This window comes from Flavobacterium sp. xlx-214, assembly GCF_013874595.1.
In the GTDB taxonomy this organism is placed as follows: Bacteria; Bacteroidota; Bacteroidia; order Flavobacteriales; family Flavobacteriaceae; genus Flavobacterium.
Genome location: NZ_CP059431.1, coordinates 2,958,670 through 2,976,883 on the forward strand (window position 1 = coordinate 2,958,670; position 18,214 = coordinate 2,976,883).

General features: G+C 32.0%; 18 protein-coding genes. 14 read left to right on the forward strand and 4 right to left on the reverse strand.

Features of this window, described 5'->3' with window-relative positions; all coding sequences use genetic code 11:
* The first annotated feature begins 72 nt into the window (after positions 1 to 72).
* The 3 genes from H1R17_RS13935 (at position 73) to H1R17_RS13945 (ending at position 2,030) form a co-directional block, all read left to right on the forward strand.
* Positions 73 to 864: a DUF3822 family protein gene (locus tag H1R17_RS13935; protein WP_163430659.1), complete on the forward strand. Its 792-nt coding sequence runs from the start codon at positions 73 to 75 to the stop codon at positions 862 to 864.
* Positions 861 to 1,469 (forward strand): RsmD family RNA methyltransferase, encoded by a 609-nt coding sequence (locus H1R17_RS13940; RefSeq protein WP_163430658.1) that lies wholly within the window; start codon positions 861 to 863, stop codon positions 1,467 to 1,469. Before H1R17_RS13935 ends, H1R17_RS13940 begins: the two co-directional genes overlap by 4 nt.
* A gap of 105 nt (positions 1,470 to 1,574) precedes the next feature.
* Positions 1,575 to 2,030 carry a hypothetical protein gene (locus tag H1R17_RS13945; RefSeq protein ID WP_163430657.1) on the forward strand — a complete coding sequence of 152 codons (456 nt, stop codon included), beginning with the start codon at positions 1,575 to 1,577 and terminating at the stop codon, positions 2,028 to 2,030.
* Positions 2,031 to 2,521: 491 nt separating this feature from the next.
* Here H1R17_RS13945 and H1R17_RS13950 read toward each other — a convergent pair whose 3' ends face one another.
* Positions 2,522 to 3,559, reverse strand: a complete 1,038-nt coding sequence (locus H1R17_RS13950) for an AMP-binding protein (protein WP_163430656.1) — start codon at positions 3,557 to 3,559, stop codon at positions 2,522 to 2,524.
* A 2-nt stretch (positions 3,560 to 3,561) separates the two neighbouring features.
* Positions 3,562 to 4,446 carry a CPBP family intramembrane glutamic endopeptidase gene (locus tag H1R17_RS13955; RefSeq protein ID WP_163430654.1) on the reverse strand — a complete coding sequence of 295 codons (885 nt, stop codon included), beginning with the start codon at positions 4,444 to 4,446 and terminating at the stop codon, positions 3,562 to 3,564.
* Positions 4,447 to 4,506: 60 nt separating this feature from the next.
* Here H1R17_RS13955 and arsC point away from each other — a divergent pair, with 60 nt between their 5' ends.
* The 9 genes from arsC (at position 4,507) to H1R17_RS14000 (ending at position 12,104) form a co-directional block, all read left to right on the forward strand.
* Positions 4,507 to 4,848 (forward strand): arsenate reductase (glutaredoxin), encoded by a 342-nt coding sequence (gene arsC / locus H1R17_RS13960; protein WP_163430652.1) that lies wholly within the window; start codon positions 4,507 to 4,509, stop codon positions 4,846 to 4,848.
* 96 nt (positions 4,849 to 4,944) lie between these two features.
* Positions 4,945 to 7,407, forward strand: coding sequence for an outer membrane beta-barrel family protein (locus H1R17_RS13965; protein WP_163430650.1), 2,463 nt, complete (start codon positions 4,945 to 4,947; stop codon positions 7,405 to 7,407).
* Positions 7,408 to 7,472: 65 nt separating this feature from the next.
* The gene (locus H1R17_RS13970) at positions 7,473 to 8,417 is read left to right on the forward strand and encodes a DMT family transporter (RefSeq protein ID WP_255489065.1); all 945 of its coding nucleotides are present in this window, start codon (positions 7,473 to 7,475) and stop codon (positions 8,415 to 8,417) included.
* A 115-nt stretch (positions 8,418 to 8,532) separates the two neighbouring features.
* Positions 8,533 to 8,805, forward strand: coding sequence for a DUF2089 family protein (locus H1R17_RS13975; protein ID WP_163430648.1), 273 nt, complete (start codon positions 8,533 to 8,535; stop codon positions 8,803 to 8,805).
* A gap of 10 nt (positions 8,806 to 8,815) precedes the next feature.
* A complete protein-coding gene (locus H1R17_RS13980; RefSeq protein ID WP_163430646.1) occupies positions 8,816 to 9,394 on the forward strand; it encodes a YIP1 family protein in 579 nt (192 codons plus the stop codon).
* A gap of 2 nt (positions 9,395 to 9,396) precedes the next feature.
* Positions 9,397 to 9,966, forward strand: a complete 570-nt coding sequence (locus H1R17_RS13985; protein WP_163430644.1) for a YIP1 family protein — start codon at positions 9,397 to 9,399, stop codon at positions 9,964 to 9,966.
* A 10-nt stretch (positions 9,967 to 9,976) separates the two neighbouring features.
* Positions 9,977 to 11,332 (forward strand): S9 family peptidase, encoded by a 1,356-nt coding sequence (locus tag H1R17_RS13990; protein ID WP_163430642.1) that lies wholly within the window; start codon positions 9,977 to 9,979, stop codon positions 11,330 to 11,332.
* Between the two features lies 1 nt (position 11,333).
* The gene (locus H1R17_RS13995; protein ID WP_163430640.1) at positions 11,334 to 11,759 is read left to right on the forward strand and encodes a DUF3784 domain-containing protein; all 426 of its coding nucleotides are present in this window, start codon (positions 11,334 to 11,336) and stop codon (positions 11,757 to 11,759) included.
* Between the two features lie 3 nt (positions 11,760 to 11,762).
* Positions 11,763 to 12,104 carry an SdpI family protein gene (locus H1R17_RS14000; RefSeq protein WP_163430638.1) on the forward strand — a complete coding sequence of 114 codons (342 nt, stop codon included), beginning with the start codon at positions 11,763 to 11,765 and terminating at the stop codon, positions 12,102 to 12,104.
* Between the two features lie 158 nt (positions 12,105 to 12,262).
* On the opposite strand, the gene H1R17_RS14005 is transcribed toward H1R17_RS14000, so the two are convergent.
* A complete protein-coding gene (locus H1R17_RS14005) occupies positions 12,263 to 14,461 on the reverse strand; it encodes a radical SAM protein (RefSeq protein WP_255489044.1) in 2,199 nt (732 codons plus the stop codon).
* A 119-nt stretch (positions 14,462 to 14,580) separates the two neighbouring features.
* On the opposite strand from H1R17_RS14005, the gene bshC reads away from it, so the two are divergent.
* Entirely contained in the window at positions 14,581 to 16,167 is a 1,587-nt protein-coding gene (bshC, locus tag H1R17_RS14010) for a bacillithiol biosynthesis cysteine-adding enzyme BshC (RefSeq protein WP_163430634.1), read from the forward strand.
* A gap of 189 nt (positions 16,168 to 16,356) precedes the next feature.
* Entirely contained in the window at positions 16,357 to 17,238 is an 882-nt protein-coding gene (locus H1R17_RS14015; protein WP_163430628.1) for an SDR family oxidoreductase, read from the forward strand.
* A gap of 35 nt (positions 17,239 to 17,273) precedes the next feature.
* Here the strand turns inward: H1R17_RS14015 and H1R17_RS14020 are convergent, their stop codons facing one another.
* Positions 17,274 to 18,161 carry a phosphatase PAP2 family protein gene (locus tag H1R17_RS14020; RefSeq protein WP_163430627.1) on the reverse strand — a complete coding sequence of 296 codons (888 nt, stop codon included), beginning with the start codon at positions 18,159 to 18,161 and terminating at the stop codon, positions 17,274 to 17,276.
* Positions 18,162 to 18,214: the final 53 nt, after the last annotated feature.

The window sequence follows — 18,214 nt, forward strand, 5'->3', positions numbered from 1 at the left end:
AAGAAACCTATAGCGTAATTCCTAAAAAATCAATAAATAATTGTACTTTTGATTTCCATACATTTATGATATATGAGCAACGCTTCGTTTCAAAAACTATACATACAAGTTTCTTTAAATTATTTTAGTTATTGTATAAAAAATCAGGTAAACAATCAAATTACAGGATTTAAAACCTTTGCTTTAGATCCGTTTAAAACCATTGAGCAGCAATTAGATTTCTTTTTTGATAAAGAAGAAGCATTGCAAGCTGGGTATGAAGATGTGTTGGTTTTACACGATAATAATTTAAACACTTTTGTACCTACCCCTTTGTTTGATGAAACCGCATTAGGAAGCTATTTGCAATACAATGTTAAGGTTTTTCCTACCGATTATTTTGCGCACGATTCTTTAGAACAAGCAAAAATGGAAAACGTTTATGTGCCTTATGTAGCCTTTAACAATTACTTTTTAGATAAGTTTGGAGGTTTTAATTTTCAGCACATTAACACCAACTTGGTACAGCATTTTTTACATAAATCGGCAAGTAGCAATGGCATCGATTTTTATGTGCACATCACCGCTTCGCGTTTTGAAATAGTATTGGTACAAAACAAACAATTACAGTTTTTTAACAGCTACGAATACCAAACAAAAGAAGATTTTATTTACTACCTACTCTTTGTTTTTGAACAATTACAACTAAACACCCAAGAACAAAAAGTACAATTAATAGGTTGTGTTGATGAAGAAAGTCCTTTATACCAAATAGCCTATCAATTTATTCGCAATGTACACGTAACCTCATTACACACATTAGCACAAACCCTATCGGTAACAACACAACAAGTACAACAACATTACATTTTATTACAAGCATGAGAATTGTTTCAGGAAAATTCAAAGGTCGCCGCATAACACCGCCTAAAAACTTACCCGTTCGTCCAACTACCGATTTAAGCAAAGAAGCTTTATTTAATATTTTAAACCATCAGTTTTCGTTTCGCGAATTAAACGTATTGGATTTATTTGCAGGCACCGGCAACATTAGTTACGAATTTGCATCGCGAGGTGCCGAACCTATTACTTGTGTTGATGGCGATTTAGGTTGCGTAAACTTCATAAAAAAAACGGCTAAAGAGTTTGATATGGACATTACCGCTATTAAAAGTGATGTTTTTAAATTCTTAGAGCGAAGTAAAATGAAGTACGATATTATTTTTACCGATCCACCGTACGATTTTACGCAAGAACAGTTTGACACCATTCAAAAATTAATTTTTGCAAACGATTTATTACAACCCGATGGTTTGTTGATTATAGAACATTCGCAATACACTAAAATGGAGCATTTAGAACATTTCACAAACAGTAGAAAATACGGAGGTTCTATTTTTTCATTTTTTGAATACGAACAAGAAGAATCAGATGACGATGACGACGATGATTTTGATATTGAAGATGATTACAATAACGAAGAGGAATAGCATTCCTCTTTTTTATTAATTTTTAAAATGATAAAACAATGAGTAATCTTTACAAGAATAATAGAAAAGCAGAAGATTTAGGGTTTTCAGTGTTTATACTAAATTATGAAAATAATAGTTTTGATCGTATTTCAGATGAAGTCTCTATTAAAAAGCTATTATCCTGAATTAAAAAAATCTGAATTATATAAATGGGATACAATTTTAGATTTCTTAAAATCAAAAAATATAGATCCTAAAAAAATTAATTGTTTTAAAGAAATTGATGAATTAAGAAATGTTAACAATGCAATCAAACATTCTTCAATAAGTAATTCAAGAATACTTCCTAATGAGTTCAAAAATGAATCACAAATTTCTCATGAAAACATTTTGCAGTTTTATAACAGAATTGAAAATTCTGGTAATAATTTTTTTAACTCCTTATATGAATTTATAAAAGAAGATATCTATTATTTTGATGAAGATAAAATTAATCAACAAGTTGATAAAATAGAAAAAACAATGACTCCTGAAATGGCTATTGATTTTGCTAATAAAATACTTTTAAGATATAAGTAATATATTAAAAAACAAACAATTAGTACTTAATTAAAAATAGGTTCAAAATATAACTAATAACATTGTAATTCTTTTTAACCAAAACGAAATATCACAATTGTAAAAAAAATTATTACTTAAGTAATTAGGTTTATTATATGTGCGATTAGATTTATCACATCTACAATTAGATTTATTACTTATGCTAGTAGAATTATCACATATGTAATTAGAATTATTGCATGTGCAATTAGAATTATTGTTTACGCATTTAGAATTATTACAGTTGCAAGTATAAATATTGCAGTTGCAAGTATAAATATTGTAGCTGCAAGTATAAATATCCTGTGTGAAATTATAAATATTCAACATTCAATAAAATAAAAGGCAACATGTTTTATTATTTTTAGAAGAAGTTTTAAAATAAAAAAGTAGACCTATAAGCCGCAACTAAAAAGCTTACTTCATAAAAAAAGTGGATGCTAACATCCACTTTTTTTATAATACCAAAGTTATACTTCTAATGTTTCTTTCCTTAAAATCTTACCCGTTGGGGTTTCTTTAAACTTATTTACAAATAGTATTTCCTTAGGTTTTTCAAACTTTTCTAAACTTTCCATTGCTTCGGGTACCAATGTATAAGGTTCATGCTCTATAACTAAAACTAATTTCTGACCTAAGCTTTCATCGTTTTTACCTATTACATAAAAGCGATACGGAATATAATCAGACAGTTTTTGTTCAATTTTTTCGGGTATTAACTTAACTCCGCCACTATTGATTACATTATCAATTCTGCCAATCCATTTAAATTGAATATCGTTTTGCATTTCAACAATATCATTGGTAACAACCAAACCGTTCGCAACAAGTGGTGCTTCAATCATTAAGCAACCTCTATCATCGGTAGATATATTGGCGTGAGGCAAAACGGTAAAGTAAGGATCGTCTATTTTTTTAGCAGCTATATGTGTAATTGTTTCGGTCATTCCGTATGTTTCATATACATCAACCAACATATCTTTAAGCATCTCTTTTGTAAGACTGTTTAATTTTGCGCCACCTACAATTAAAATTTTACATTGCTCAATTTGAGTAATCGAATTATGAACTTGCAAAGGAACCATTGCAACAAAATCATATACTTTATTATTGCCTTTTAAAGGATCCTTTGTTGGATTTACATAATCTAAAGCCAAACCTAAAACAACTGCACGTACAAACATCATTTTACCAGCAATGTAGCGCGTTGGCAAACATAATAAAGCAGAATCGCCCGGTTTTAGCTTAAAAAACTCTCCTGTAGCTAAGGCAGAATGTTCCATTGCTTCTTTAGAAAGTTTAATGGTCTTGGGTTTTCCCGTAGTACCAGATGTAGTAAGTTCTATATAATCATTCTCATCGAACCATTGTAATATAAGGTTTCCTAAATCTTTTTCATGAGCTTCGCCTTCTCTAATTAACGAGATTGCCATTTCACTAATACTTTCTTTAGTGAATGCATGTCCGTTAAGCCTAAAACTGGGATGTATACAAATGTTGTTTTCCATAGCTAAATCGATTTAAATAATTTTTCTTTCCAATTTGTCCATTGATACTTTTTAGCAAAAATGAATAACAAGATAGGGAAAATAATAAAAACTTGTAATAAAAGTTCGTTAATACTTGCGTCACCAGAATAAACAAAAAGAGCATCGGTCTGAAAAACGGCTCCGCTACTTGTTACCACTAAAGCACCCAAAAGATTGTTAGCTGCATGAAAACCAAGGGCTAACTCTAAACCATCATCCATTAAAGTAATAATACCCAACATAAAACCACAGCCAATATAAAAAATCATAATAGCCCATCCCATGCTATCAACCTCTGGGTTAGACATATGCATTAATCCAAAAACAACTGATGTAACCACCAAGGCAACCCCTTTATTTTTAGACACATATGCCATAAATTGCATAAAATACCCTCTAAAGAAATACTCTTCAAAACTGGTTTGTATTGGTATAAAAATTAAGGCAATAACAAGTAGTGGTACAAATGCCAAAACATTAAATTGAAATTTATAATCGGCAGGATTTAACCAAATAGTTACCGCAAAAATGATCGTGTTTAAGAAAATCCATAAACCAAAGGAAAAAAACAAACGTTTCCAATCAACTCGTTTCCTTGCAGTGGTTAATTCTTTAATAGAATACTTATGAACCAATATCCACCATAAAAAAAGAAAGCCTAAGAAAAACAAAAAAGGAATTATAAACGTTAAAAAGGTAATGTTTTTACCAAGTAACTGAATGTTCTTCTCAATCATTTCAGCGCTATCAATATTCATAAGGTAGGTAACACCTATATTAAATGCCATAAAGCCTAAAAAGCCAATAACAAATGGAAAGTATTTTTTAATACTTTTTAAATCTTTTGTAAACTGTTCTAAATACATAAAATGCTTTCTTATTTATACGAAGTTAAGTAATTTTGATGATACTAAATTTTGTAAAAAATGATAAAAATATACCACAATTCGCGTTGCAGTAAATCTAGAGCAGGTTTGTGTTTTGTTGAAAATCTAAACCAACCTTTTGAAGTAATTAATTACTTAGAAAATCCTTTAACTTACAACGAATTAAAAAATATCATTTCCCTTTTGGACATTAAACCTATTGAATTAGTTAGAACAAAAGAAACTATTTGGAAAGAAAACTTTAAGGATAAAAACCTAACCGATGAAGCAATTATTCAGGCTATGGTTGATCATCCAAAATTAATAGAACGCCCTATTGTTATAAACAATAAAAAAGCAGTTGTTGCAAGACCTGCAGAGAAAATCGCAGAAATACTATAATTCACCTCATTTTAAGACCATTTAACAATAAATTTAGAATTAATCCTTAAACGCATAGTATTTTTGCCACAAATTTAAAGAACTAAAAATAAATATATGAAAGCAATAAATTACGTTTATTGTTCTGCTTTTGCTTTAGCTTCTACGGTTGGTTTTGCACAAGACAATAACCAAGTGTATGTAAAAGGTACTGTAATAGAAGCATCTACCAATGCACCTTTAGAGTATGCAAGTGTTACTATTGAAAGTACATCAAATCCAGAAAACATAACAGGTGATATGACCGATGCATCGGGTAATTTCAACATACCTGTAACCCCAGATACGTATCAAATTCGTATTGAATACTTAGGCTATAAAACGTATGTTATTGATGCTAAAGAAATTCAATCGTCTACCAGTTTAGGGGTTATTAAAATTGCTGGCGATTCTGAAGTTTTAGAAGGCATTGTTATTGAAGCTAAAAGAGCTGCGGTTGAATTAAAACTAGACAAACGTATTTATAATGTTGCCGATAACACCATTGTAAAAGGTGGTAGTGCAAGCGATGTTCTAGATAATATACCTTCTGTTGAAGTAGATTCTGAAGGAAATGTAAGCTTAAGAGGAAACGAATCGGTTAAGGTTTTAATTGATGGAAAACCTTCGGGCATGGCTTCAAATATTGGCGATGCTTTAAAAATGATTTCTGCTGATGCCTTAGATCGCGTAGAAGTAATTACCAATCCATCTGCTCGTTATGAAGCGGAAGGTGGCGCTGGTATCATCAACATCATTCTAAAAAAAGGAAGTAACAACGGAGTAAATGGTAGTGTAACTGCCAATGTAGGCGATCCTACAAGTTATGGCTTAAACGGAACTTTAAACTTTAGAGAAAAAAACTATAATTTCTACACCAATTTAGGCTATTCTAAAAACAAAACTTTTGGTAACTCTTTAAACGAATCGCAATATTTTGATGAAAACGGAAATACTTCTAAATATGTAAACGAATATTCTAAAAGTGAACGATTACGTGAAGGCGTTAATGGTAATTTTGGTTTTGAATGGAATTTAACCGATAAATTAACTTGGAATCAAGGTTTTACGTATCGCAAAAGTACAGGCGATAATCCACGTACTTTAAACTACGATAATTACGATGCAAACCGTAATTTATTGTACCGAAACATTCGTCAAACCGAAGAAGATGATTTAAAAGAAACCGTTGAATATACAACCGATTTTACGTATAAATTCAATGATAAAGGACATCAGTTATTTGTTTCGGGCAGTGTTAATAAAAACAAGGATATTGAAGATTCTAACATTACCACATATGGTTTAAACAATGTTATTGATGCTAGTGATATTACAAAAGCAACCGAAAATGAATTAAGACACATTGCACGTGTAGATTATGTATTACCTTTTAATGAAAATAGCCAGTTTGAAGCAGGTTATTTGGGTAACTTTAATAAGTTGAATACCCAGTTTAATATTAATTCATTAAACGATAACGGTGATTATATTGCAAATGATTTGTTTAAAAACAATTTAGATTACAAAGAAACTGTACATGCTTTGTATTCGCAGTTTGGTGACAAAATAAATAAGTTTAGCTATATGTTAGGTTTACGCTGGGAATATTCGGCTATTGATGTAAACCAATTAACAACAATGGATTTTAACCGTAAAACGTACAATAACTTTTTCCCAAGTGCTTTCTTAAATTACGAGTTTAGCGATAGCGAAAATGTTTCAACAAGTTATAGTCGTAGAGTACGCAGACCACGCGGGCGCATGTTAAACCCAGTTTCAAACTACTCAAGTTCTATTAACTTTTTTATGGGTAATCCTGATTTAAATCCATCATTTACAGATGCTTTTGATTTAGGATATATGAAACGATGGAATCAGTTTACATTAAATGCTTCGGCTTATTTTAATAAAACAACCGATGCTGTTCAATTTGTTCGCAGAGTTGATGGAGTAAACGAAGAAGGAATTCCAATTACCATCAGCGGTCCTATTAACTTAGCAACCGAATATCGTTATGGTTTAGAATTAAACTTAAACTACAATCCGTTTAAATGGTGGCGTTTAAATGCCAATATGAATCTTTTTCAACAATCAACAAGAGGCGATTATTCTTATGTTGATTTTGAAGGAAAAACTGTTACTCAAAACTTTGATAACGATACCTTCACTTGGTCGGGTCGTTTAAATTCACGTGTTACCCTTCCTGCAAAAATAGATTGGCAAACCAATGTAATGTATCAAGGTCCGCAAACCACGGCACAAGGTAAAGTATTAGGAAACGTTTCTGTAAATATGGCATTAAGTAAAGATGTTTTAAAAGACAAAGCAAGTATTGCCTTAAACGTTCAAGATTTGTTTAATTCTAGAAAACGCATGATGGAAACAAATTTACCACAAGCGTATACTTATTCTGAAATGCAATGGAGAGAACGTACTATTAATTTAGCATTTACCTATCGATTTAATCAAACAAAAGCCGATAGACAGAAAAATAAAAATACCAGACCATCTTCTGAAGATATGGAAGATATGATGTAATCAAAAAAATCCTGAAATGTACCTTTCAGGATTTTTTGTTTTAATTTTGTATTCACTCTAAAACAATTATTTTGAACCCTACTTTAAAAGGAATCTTGTTTGTTGCTTTTGGTGCAAGTAGTTACGGCATGTTGGCTACTTTTGTAAAAATAGCTTATGATCAAGGTTTTACTACCGCAGAAGTAACCACTTCTCAATACGTTTTTGCCATTCTTTGTTTATTGTTTTTAAACGCTATTACCAAAAAAAGCCAGGCAATTGCTTCTTCAACCGATTTAAAAAAACTCATCCTAAGTGGAACCTCAATGGGCTTTACCAGTGTTTTATATTACTTATCGGTAAAATATGTAAATGCAAGTATCGCGGTAGTTTTACTTATGCAATCGGTTTGGATTGGGGTGTTTGTAGAAGCTTATTTAAACAAGCAGAAACCTTCTAAAGCAAAAATAATAGCCGTATTGTTTGTTTTATTTGGAACCGCATTAGCTACTAATATTCTTGATAATGAATTGGTTTTTAACTTTAAAGGATACCTATTTGGTTTTTTAGCAGCTATTTCATTTTCAATGACACTTTACAGCACCAACAGCGTTGCTAAACATTTACATGCTTATAAACGCAGTTTATTCATGCTTTTTGGTGGAGGAATGATTGTATTAACTTTTACCTTACTAACACAAATACTACCTACTTATTTTCAGATACATTTAATAGGATCCGAATTTATTACCATTAAAAGCTTTGATTTTAGTATTTTATACACTTGGGGTATTTTACTATCCTTATTTGGTACGGTGTTACCTCCAATTTTATTAAACAAAGGGTTTCCGCTTGTCGGTGTTGGTTTAGGCAGTATTGTATCGGCTTTAGAACTACCGGTGTCGGTTACATTTGCCTTCTTTCTGCTAAAAGAACAAGTTTTAGGTATTCAATGGTTGGGTATCCTTATTATTTTGGCAGCCGTTATTTTAATCAATTTGAATTTATTAAAAAAGACAAAAGAAATATAAATATGTGTTTAACAAAAGTCTGTCAAATTAAATTTTGATGGACTTTTTTGATTTTAAAATAAATTATATTTATATTTGACTTAACAAAATTAAAACAAAACTTAATTTTATTTAAATGAAGGCTAAATTACCAACATTATGTCCAAGTTGCGAAAGCTTATTAAGCGTATCGCAATTAAGTTGCGAAAGTTGCCAAACCGTAGTACAAGGTAATTATCCATTGCCTGTGTTTTTAAAATTATCGCCAAAAGAACAAGAATTTATTTTACAGTTTTTTTTATCAAGTGGTAGTTTAAAGGAAATGGCGGCACAACAAGGTATTTCTTACCCAACGGTTCGCAACCAATTAGACGATATGATTCAACACATTAAAGATTTAAATGTTTAAACCTTTACGTATGAAAAAAATAGGACTACTATTAAAAAATCCGTTTGCTGTATTAAGCGATAAACAAATACTATTAACAGGAGTTGTTGCTTTTGTAATTGGTGTTTTTTTAGCTTTTCAATTTCAAATACAGCTTCAAATATTAAGAATTAATACCTTAAAAATACCAAACTTATTAGAGGTTGTTATTGGGCATTTAATTATTATAATTTGTTTAACTGTAAGCTTTTTTATTTTAGGAAAAGTTATCAATAAGAAAACTCGTTTTATTGACATTTTAAGTAGTGTATTAATTAGTTTGATACCTCTTTACATTTCACTTTTTCAAAATATTAATGGTTTTTTATCTAATGAAACTTCAAAAATTGAAAATGCAGTAAAAGATGGAACTATTTACACACAAACACCTCCTTTTTTATTAATAATTGTAGGTTTAATTGGGTTTTGCTTTTTTATTTATTACATCTATTTACTATTTGTTGGTTTTAAAACAGCTACTAATGCAAAAAAAATATGGCATTACCTTTTGTTCTTTGTTATTTTAATTGCAATAGATCTTTTAACATCTGGTTTGATTAATTCAATTTAAGTATGAAAAAAATTCTAAATCCTATTGAATTTTTTAACGATAAAAAGCTGCTTCTTATCAATCTTATCATTTTTGTTTGCGGCACTCTTTTATCTGTGGCGTTGCACGCAACTTTTGAATCGCCAATTAGCTTACATTTTTCTGAAAAAATGGTGCCTGCGCAAACATTCTTTGGAAATACTATATCAATAATTAGCTTATGCTTGGCATTTTTTTTGGCAGCAAAAATAATCAATAGAAAAACAAGGTTTATAGATTGCTTAAATCTGGCTATGTATTTACGCATTCCTTATTATTTTTTAACATTAATTAATTTGTTTTTTTTATTTAGTGATCAAACTTCAAACAAAAACATAGACAAGGAGTCCAATTTATTTAATGACATAACTGAGCTGGTTATTGGTTATTCAATGTTTTTTTTACTTATAAGCTTTTTAGTAGTTATAGGCATTTCAGTTTACAGAAGTTTTAAAACAATTTGTAACGCTAAAAAAACAACTGATTATTTATTATTAATAGGCACTCTTTTAATATTTATTATTACCTCATCATTGATTATTAAAAACATATAAACACCTCATTATGAAAAAACTATTTTTATTATTTACACTGTTATTCAGTATTTCAACCTTTGCACAAATTGAAGGAACTTGGAACGGAGCTATTGAATTACCAACAGTTAAATTACCTTTTGTTTTACATGTTACAAAAGAAAACAATCAATTAAAAGCAACTTTTGATAGTCCAGACCAAGGTGGTTTTGGTATTGAAATTCCTGAAATTCGTTTTGAAGAAAACACACTTCATTTAAAACATCCGCAAATGATGATGACCTACAAAGGTGTATTGCAAAGCAACAATACTATTAAAGGTACTTTTATGCAGGGTGGTCAATCTTTTACATTAGATTTAACCCAAGGCGAGTTTAAACGCAACCGCCCACAAGAACCTAAGCCTAAATTTAATTACAAAATTGAAGATGTTACTTTTGAAAATAAAGAAGCAAAAATTAAATTGGCAGGTACTTTAACGACGCCTCATGGAAATGGAAAATTTCCAACTGTAATTTTGGTTGCTGGTAGCGGACCGAACGATCGTGACGAAGAGCTTTTTGGTCACAAACCTTTCTTAGTAATTGCCGATTATTTAACCAAAAAAGGCTATGCCGTTTTAAGATATGATAAACGCGGTGTAGCTGCTTCAGAAGGCGATTTTGCTGCCGCGACAGTTTTTGATTTTGCAAATGATACAAAAGCTGCGATTGAATATTTAAAATCGAGAAAAGAAATAGATTCAAAGAAAATTGGAATTTGGGGACATAGCGAAGGTGGACAAGTAGCGCAAATTGTAGCTGCGCAAGATCCTTCGGTACATTTTATCATTTTAATGGCTTCTCCTGCCATTGGAGGAGATGAAATTTTGATGCACCAAACAAAAGCTCTTGCAGAAAACGCAAACCTTTCTCAATCAGAAATAGACGAACTACAAGATGAAAACAAAGCTGTTTACAGCATCATCAAAAAAGGAAAAGATATTGCATCTATTAAGAAAGAATTAGTTACTTATTTTAAATCAAACAAAAATTATAAAGATGCAAAAGACAGTCAAATTAATGCAAAAGCAGCTTCGTTAGCGACAGACTGGATGAAAGCATTCATACAATTTAATTCGCAAGAATATTTATCAAAAATAAATTGCCACGTTTTAGCTTTAAATGGTAATAAAGACATTCAAGTTCCTGCCAAGGAAAACCTAGCAAGCATAGCAGCACATATTGGTAATAAAGATAAATTAGTGGTAATGGCTTACCGCGATTTAAACCATATGTTTCAAACCGCAAATACAGGTATGCCAGAAGAATACGGTGAAATTGAAACCACAATTGAACCAAAAGTTTTAGAAGATATTAGCAATTGGTTAAACAAAACCGTAAAATAATATGTTAACTCCTTGTTTAGTTATTGCATTTATTATTTTTTTTATTGGCGGTATGGTTACCGAAGAAACAGCTCCTGGCTTACTTAGCGGCTACAATACCATGAGCGATGAAAAAAAGAAGAATGTTGATTTTAAAGGTATAGCAAAAGTTTTTCAAACCGTTTTTTTTAGCATCGCATTAATTTTAGTTGCAATAGGTATACTGAGTTATTTTTTTGAAAACGAAAATTTTTGGGCTGCATTATTAACTTTAACGTGTACTTGGGGTTTTATACCACTATTTTTCTTAGGTAAAAAATACGATCCAAACACATATCCTAAGTGGCAGTATGCCGTTAATTATTTTGTATTAGCATTTCTTTTTTTACTTGGATTATTTTTAGCTATTGGAGTTTACACACACGAAGGAACTTTTTTAATTGAATAAACTATGGAAACAATTCTAAATTACTGTAACCAAATGATACTTTTAATGGGGTTACTTTTTGCTATAGCCGGAGGTATTATGTATGTTTTTCCTCCAAAAAAAATTAATAGTTTGTATGGATACAGAACAGCCTCTTCTATGAAAAATCAACAGAAATGGGATTTTTCTCAAACATATAGTGCCAAATTATTATTTATTTTGGGCATTGTTTTAATAGTTGTATCTTTCTTTAAAGTTGTTATTAAAACTAGTGAAGAAACAGATGTAATCTTAGGTGTTGCCTTACCTCTTATAGGAGTTATTACAATGATTGTTGTTGTTGAAAAAGCACTAAAGAAAATTTAATCAATAAATTCACAATTAACATATTGTGAGTAAAATACTCATTAGCCACTTAATAATAAATAGTATTTTTGTTTTACCAATCAATCGCTTGTTTTTTCAATAAAACAAGATATTAGATAACTTGAGCTTACCCCAAAAGGTAAGCTCTTTTCTTTTTTTTATAATACCAACAATCCGAAATCTTTTAGCTGTTCTCCTTGTTTAGAGAAAATAAAAGGTTCTAAATCTTGTTGTGTTTGTGTTTCAAAACTTTGTTTCATTTGTCCGTATGACAACACACCTTTTGGATTTTGTTTTAGCTCGTTTAAGAAATTTTGCAGCCACTCGCCTACTTCCTTATCAACTTCCAATTCTAATAAATCGTGTTTAGAGTGAAATACCAATCGCGCTTTCTCAAACGTTCTTCCTTTTTTGGTCTTCGTAAAAAACTCCATTGTTGGCAAACTTCCTAACCAAACCACTTTTTGAGTTGATTTATACGTAGAAAAAGCTTCGCTTTCTAAAACCGATACAATATAATCGGGTGCTATTTTGGTACGCGGAATTTTAAATTCGAACCATTCTTGCAACGGAAAATCAAAACACAAACCGTGCATATAATTAAACAACGATTTTTTCAATCCAAACGAAAATTTATCGTGTACAGCACCCGATTTATCCTCATGCACCATATCGTTATTGGCAAAAGTTCCTAAAGTGGTAGAATGATTAATCACATCAAACGCTTCCGGGTTTAGTCCAACTGGACTATGGGCTGTCATGGCAAACTGATGCCAAAACCCCGATTGCATAATGCCTACCTCAAACATTTGACGCACCATTTCTAACGAATCTATGGTTTCTTGAGCCGTTTGCGTAGGAAAACCGTACATTAAATACGCATGCACCATAATACCTGCTTCGGTAAAATTGCGGTTTACACGTGCCACTTGTTCTACAGTTACGCCTTTATCAATAAGTTGAAGCAATCGATCTGATGCTACTTCTAATCCACCTGAAACAGCAATACAACCCGATGCTTTTAGCAACCTGCATAAATCTAATGTAAAACTTTTTTCGAATCGAATGTTGGTCCACCACGAAACAGTTAACTTACGTTTAATGATTTCTATAGCTACTTCGCGCATTAACGCAGGTGGTGCAGCTTCATCCACAAAATGAAAACCTGTAGCCTTTGTGGTAGCAATTAACTGCTCCATTCTATCTACAATTTCCTTTGCAGCAATAGGTTCGTATATTTTTATATAATCTAACGAAATATCGCAAAACGTACATTTACCCCAATAGCAACCATGCGCCATCGTTAATTTATTCCAACGCCCATCACTCCATAAACGATGCATAGGGTTTACCACTTCAATGACCGAAATGTACTGGTTTAAATCAATATCAGAATAATCAGGACAACCGACTTCGTTTTGCTTGTAATCTTTTATTAAAGGATTGTTGATGTATTGAACGGTATTATTTTCTAAAACAAATGTGCGCTTTAATTCACTTTGAACAATTTCATTATTCACAAACTTGATTAATTGTTCGGTGGGTGCTTCGCCATCATCTAAATTAATAAAATCGAAAAACTCAAACACTCGCACGTCCGAAACACTACGCAATTCGGTATTAGGAAAACCACCACCCATTACTACTTTTATGTTAGGATAATGATTTTTAATGTATTGCGCACAACGAAAAGCGCTGTATAAGTTACCTGGAAAAGGCACCGAAAAACCAATAATTTTAGGGTTTGATTTTTGTACCAAAGCATCTAACAATTGTAGTGTAATGGCATCAATATAAGTAGGTTGTTCGTTTAATTTTTGATACAATTCATCAAACGAATTAGCAGATCTACCCAAACGTTCTGCATAGCGGCTAAATCCAAAGTTATCATCAACGGTTTCAATGATTAAATCCGACAAATCTTCTAAATACAATGTTGCATAATGCTTGGCTTTGTCTTGAAAACCCATCGATCCAAACGCCCAATCTAACTCTTCTAAATGCGAAAAACGCGATGCTTGTGGTAAAAAATCATCGTGTACAATGGCGTTTGCCAACGTTGGATTTTTCCCTTGTAAAAACCCAATTACCGCATCAACCGACTGAATATAATCATCTTGTAATGCTACAATACGCTGTGCATTTTCGCCCAAATCGGTATTATTTTGTGCAATAAACGCAAACAAATCTTGCAAGCCTTTTTTAGAAAACAACTGTAAAATCACTTCAATTCCCAAATCGGCTTGATACGAAGTAATGTTTTTCGTGTTTAAAAAACCCTTTAAATAAACCGTACCCGGATAAGGCGTGTTTAATTGCGTAAAAGGCGGCGTTATAAGTAAGATTTCTGTTTTCAACGGATGGTAATTTATGCAAAAGTACAATTTCATATCGATATAGTTATCAACATTTCTTTAACTCAAAAAGATGCCCACCATAACCACATATTTGCTAACTTTGAAAAAATCAAAAACAAATGATGTTTTCAATCCCTTACGCACAAACGGGCTATTTTTCAAAACTAATGATTGATTATCTTAACCAAGACAATCACATCACTTCTTTATATAATCGTTTTCCTACGTTAGAAAATTTTAAACTTCAAATCGAAGAAAAACAACAGGCTTTTCCTTTAGAAAATCGCCATATATTAGTACAGCAATTAACCAAACAATACGCAAAAGTTAACGCTACCTCAGCAACATTGCACAACATTCAGCAATTAGGTAATACCAACACTTTTACGGTGGTAACGGGTCATCAGTTAAATTTATTTACGGGGCCGCTGTATTTTTTATACAAAATTATCTCAACCATTAATTTGTGTAAAGAGTTAAAAAAGGCGTATCCAAATTACCATTTTGTACCTGTTTATTGGATGGCAACGGAAGATCACGATTTTGAGGAAATCAACTTTTTTAATTTTAACCGCATTAAGTTTCAATGGAATAAAGACGTTTCAGGACCCGTTGGACGATTATCAACCCAAGGTTTAGAAGCCGTTTTTAATCAGTTTAAGCACTATTTAACCCACGGCGATAACGCAAAACAGTTGGCTACTTGGTTTGAAAATGCTTATTTACAGCACGATAACTTGGCAGATGCTACCCGTTATTTAGCTAACGAATTATTTAAAGAGCAAGGTTTGGTAATTATTGATGGAGACGATGCTGCTTTAAAAAATGTTTTTGCCCCTCATATTAAGGAAGAATTAATCAATCAATCGTCTATTAAGGCTGTTGAAGAAAGTTTTGCTACGCTAAAAGATTATTTTGTGCAGGTAAATCCGCGTGAAATCAACTTATTTTACATTGAAAACGGTTTAAGAGAACGCATTGTTTTTGAGGATGATGTGTACAAGGTTTTACATACCAATATGCAGTTTACAAAAGATGAGATTTTGGATTTGGTTGATACACATCCCGAAAAATTCAGTCCAAATGTCATCTTACGCCCTTTGTATCAAGAAGTTATTTTGCCTAATTTATGCTATATTGGCGGTGGTGGCGAGTTAGCGTATTGGTTAGAATTACAAAAGGTTTTCCAAATACACAACACACCTTTCCCAATGTTATTGTTGCGAAATTCGGTATTATTGGCTACCGAAAAGCAAAACGAAAAGCGCGAAAAACTGGAACTTTCTTGGGAAGAATTGTTTTTAAAAACCGAAGCTTTTACCCAAAAGAAAACACACGATTTATCTGATAACGCATTCGATTTTGAGCAACAAAAAGCTTTTTTACGCAAACAGTTTGATGATTTATTAGCGTTAACCCAAAAAACAAACCCATCGTTTTTAGGAGCCGTTAAAGCACAACAACAAAAGCAAATTAAAGGATTAGAGCATTTAGAGAATCGTTATTTTAAAGCCGAGCGTTTAAAAAACCAAGATGCGTTAGATAGGATGCTCGATTTAAAAATAGCCCTTTTCCCTAACAACAGCTTACAAGAACGCGTAGATAATTTTTCAACGCTTTATACTGAATTTGGTCAAAAAATGATAGATGCCCTATTGCAAAACTTACATCCGCTTGACCAAAACTATGCGATTATTACGCTGTAAAAAAACAACAATATCATATATCATAAAAGATTAAAATACTTAAACATAAAAAATCCTAAAGTACTACACTTCAGGATTTTTTTGTTTAAACATATTTCATAAAAAGATTGTTTTTAAAGCTATACATTCTTTTTTATACTATGCGTGCATATATTTTTGTATATTTACTAACAAACCAAATACAAAATTATGGATTACACTAAAAAAATGCTTCGCGATGATGCATTACAAGATAAAGTGATTATTGTTACAGGCGGCGGTAGCGGTTTAGGTAAAGCTATGACAACTTATTTCTTAGAATTAGGTGCTAAAGTTGCCATTACATCGCGCGATTTAGACAAACTACAAACTACTGCCAAAGAGTTAGAAGAAAAAACAGGTGGTACATGTTTGCCATTGGCTTGTGATGTACGTTACTACGATCAGGTAGAAAATATACTGAACGAAGTTTTAAATGCGTTTGGTAAGGTTGATGTTTTATTGAACAACGCAGCGGGTAACTTCATCTCTCCTACCGAGCGTTTATCGGCGAATGCGTTTGATACCATTATTGATATTGTTTTAAAAGGAAGTAAAAACTGCACGTTGGCTTTGGGTAAACATTGGATTGCTAAAGGCGAGAAAAACAAAGTGGTTTTAAATATTGTAACTACTTATGCGTGGACAGGATCGGGTTATGTGGTACCGAGCGCTACTGCAAAGGCGGGTGTTTTGGCTATGACCAGAAGTTTGGCGGTAGAATGGGCTAAATACGGAATTCGTATGAATGCCATTGCTCCAGGACCTTTTCCTACAAAAGGTGCTTGGGATCGTTTATTACCAGGTGATTTAAAAGATCAGTTTGATATTAGTAAACAAGTTCCGTTACGACGTGTAGGCGAACATCAAGAGTTAGCGAATTTAGCGGCTTATTTGGTTTCTGATTTCTCGAGTTACATTAATGGTGAAGTAGTCACTATTGATGGTGGCGAATGGTTACAAGGCGCAGGCGAGTTTAATATGTTAGAAAACATCCCAAAAGAATTGTGGGATATGTTAGAACAAATGATAAAAGCTAAAGGAAGTAAATAATAAAAAAGCACTGTTTTAAAACAGTGCTTTTTTACTTAAAAAGTGCCAATAATACCAAAACCATTAGCGGTTGGTGTTGCTGTCCACGTGATTTTATTTTTACGATAATTTTCCCATGGACCGTTATTTTTATTCTGATTTAATCGTTTTAAAACCGTTTTGGTACAAACATAACCTAAAAATCCTCCAAAGCTTACATCGCTTAACCAATGTGCATTGGCATACATTCTACTAGTCATTGTAAGTGCTGCACCTGTATAAAAAACTACTTTTAACCAAGGTTGGGTTACACGTTCTGCCAAAACCATAGAGGTTACAAAAGCTATTTGCGAATGCCCCGAAGGAAAAGAACTAAAACCAGGATCGTTTTTAAAAGGTCTAAACTCGTACGGTCCTAAACCTTCTGATGGTCTGGCTCTACCAACAATTTTCTTTAAAGCTGTTTGTAAAATTCCCGAAGTCATATAAGCTGTTGTTAAAGCAACACCGGTTTCTTTTGTCCATTCATCATTAATAATCCATCCCGTAGCATAAAAACCACCTGCCACAATTGCAGCAGCGTAGGGTTTTCCGTTATGGTATCCAAAATCGGCAAATTCTTTATAAAAACCAGAAGCATTTTTGTTAATTACTCTATTAACCGGTTTATCGGCCAAAGAAATAATAGAAGTAGCCACCATTGATCCTCCAAAATACAACCAATCCTCTTTATCCCATCTAATAGGTGATGAAAGTGTATATGCAAAAGCATCTACAATACGTACTGCATCGTTTGTTTTTTTAGGCGATACCATCAAGGAATCTGTTACCTTAGTTGTGGTAATTGATAAAGTATCGATGTTTTTTACAAGAGAATCGTTTTGAGACCAACCCAATGCAGAAGTAAAAACAAAGACAATGATTATAAGTGTTTTAATGTTCATTTTTTGTCTAAAGAAAAACAAAGTTACAAATTGAAATGATGCTTAAAAACAAT

What these genes read in the sequence shown, in the direction of transcription:
- H1R17_RS13935 (WP_163430659.1), top strand. Translation starts at nt 73, where the DNA reads ATGAGCAACGCTTCGTTTCAAAAACTATACATACAAGTTTCTTTAAAT.
- H1R17_RS13940 (WP_163430658.1), top strand. Translation starts at nt 861, where the DNA reads ATGAGAATTGTTTCAGGAAAATTCAAAGGTCGCCGCATAACACCGCCT.
- H1R17_RS13945 (WP_163430657.1), top strand. Translation starts at nt 1,575, where the DNA reads ATGAAAATAATAGTTTTGATCGTATTTCAGATGAAGTCTCTATTAAAA.
- H1R17_RS13950 (WP_163430656.1), bottom strand. Translation starts at nt 3,559, where the DNA reads ATGGAAAACAACATTTGTATACATCCCAGTTTTAGGCTTAACGGACAT.
- H1R17_RS13955 (WP_163430654.1), bottom strand. Translation starts at nt 4,446, where the DNA reads ATGTATTTAGAACAGTTTACAAAAGATTTAAAAAGTATTAAAAAATAC.
- arsC (WP_163430652.1), top strand. Translation starts at nt 4,507, where the DNA reads ATGATAAAAATATACCACAATTCGCGTTGCAGTAAATCTAGAGCAGGT.
- H1R17_RS13965 (WP_163430650.1), top strand. Translation starts at nt 4,945, where the DNA reads ATGAAAGCAATAAATTACGTTTATTGTTCTGCTTTTGCTTTAGCTTCT.
- H1R17_RS13975 (WP_163430648.1), top strand. Translation starts at nt 8,533, where the DNA reads ATGAAGGCTAAATTACCAACATTATGTCCAAGTTGCGAAAGCTTATTA.
- H1R17_RS13980 (WP_163430646.1), top strand. Translation starts at nt 8,816, where the DNA reads ATGAAAAAAATAGGACTACTATTAAAAAATCCGTTTGCTGTATTAAGC.
- H1R17_RS13985 (WP_163430644.1), top strand. Translation starts at nt 9,397, where the DNA reads ATGAAAAAAATTCTAAATCCTATTGAATTTTTTAACGATAAAAAGCTG.
- H1R17_RS13990 (WP_163430642.1), top strand. Translation starts at nt 9,977, where the DNA reads ATGAAAAAACTATTTTTATTATTTACACTGTTATTCAGTATTTCAACC.
- H1R17_RS13995 (WP_163430640.1), top strand. Translation starts at nt 11,334, where the DNA reads ATGTTAACTCCTTGTTTAGTTATTGCATTTATTATTTTTTTTATTGGC.
- H1R17_RS14000 (WP_163430638.1), top strand. Translation starts at nt 11,763, where the DNA reads ATGGAAACAATTCTAAATTACTGTAACCAAATGATACTTTTAATGGGG.
- bshC (WP_163430634.1), top strand. Translation starts at nt 14,581, where the DNA reads ATGATGTTTTCAATCCCTTACGCACAAACGGGCTATTTTTCAAAACTA.
- H1R17_RS14015 (WP_163430628.1), top strand. Translation starts at nt 16,357, where the DNA reads ATGGATTACACTAAAAAAATGCTTCGCGATGATGCATTACAAGATAAA.
- H1R17_RS14020 (WP_163430627.1), bottom strand. Translation starts at nt 18,161, where the DNA reads ATGAACATTAAAACACTTATAATCATTGTCTTTGTTTTTACTTCTGCA.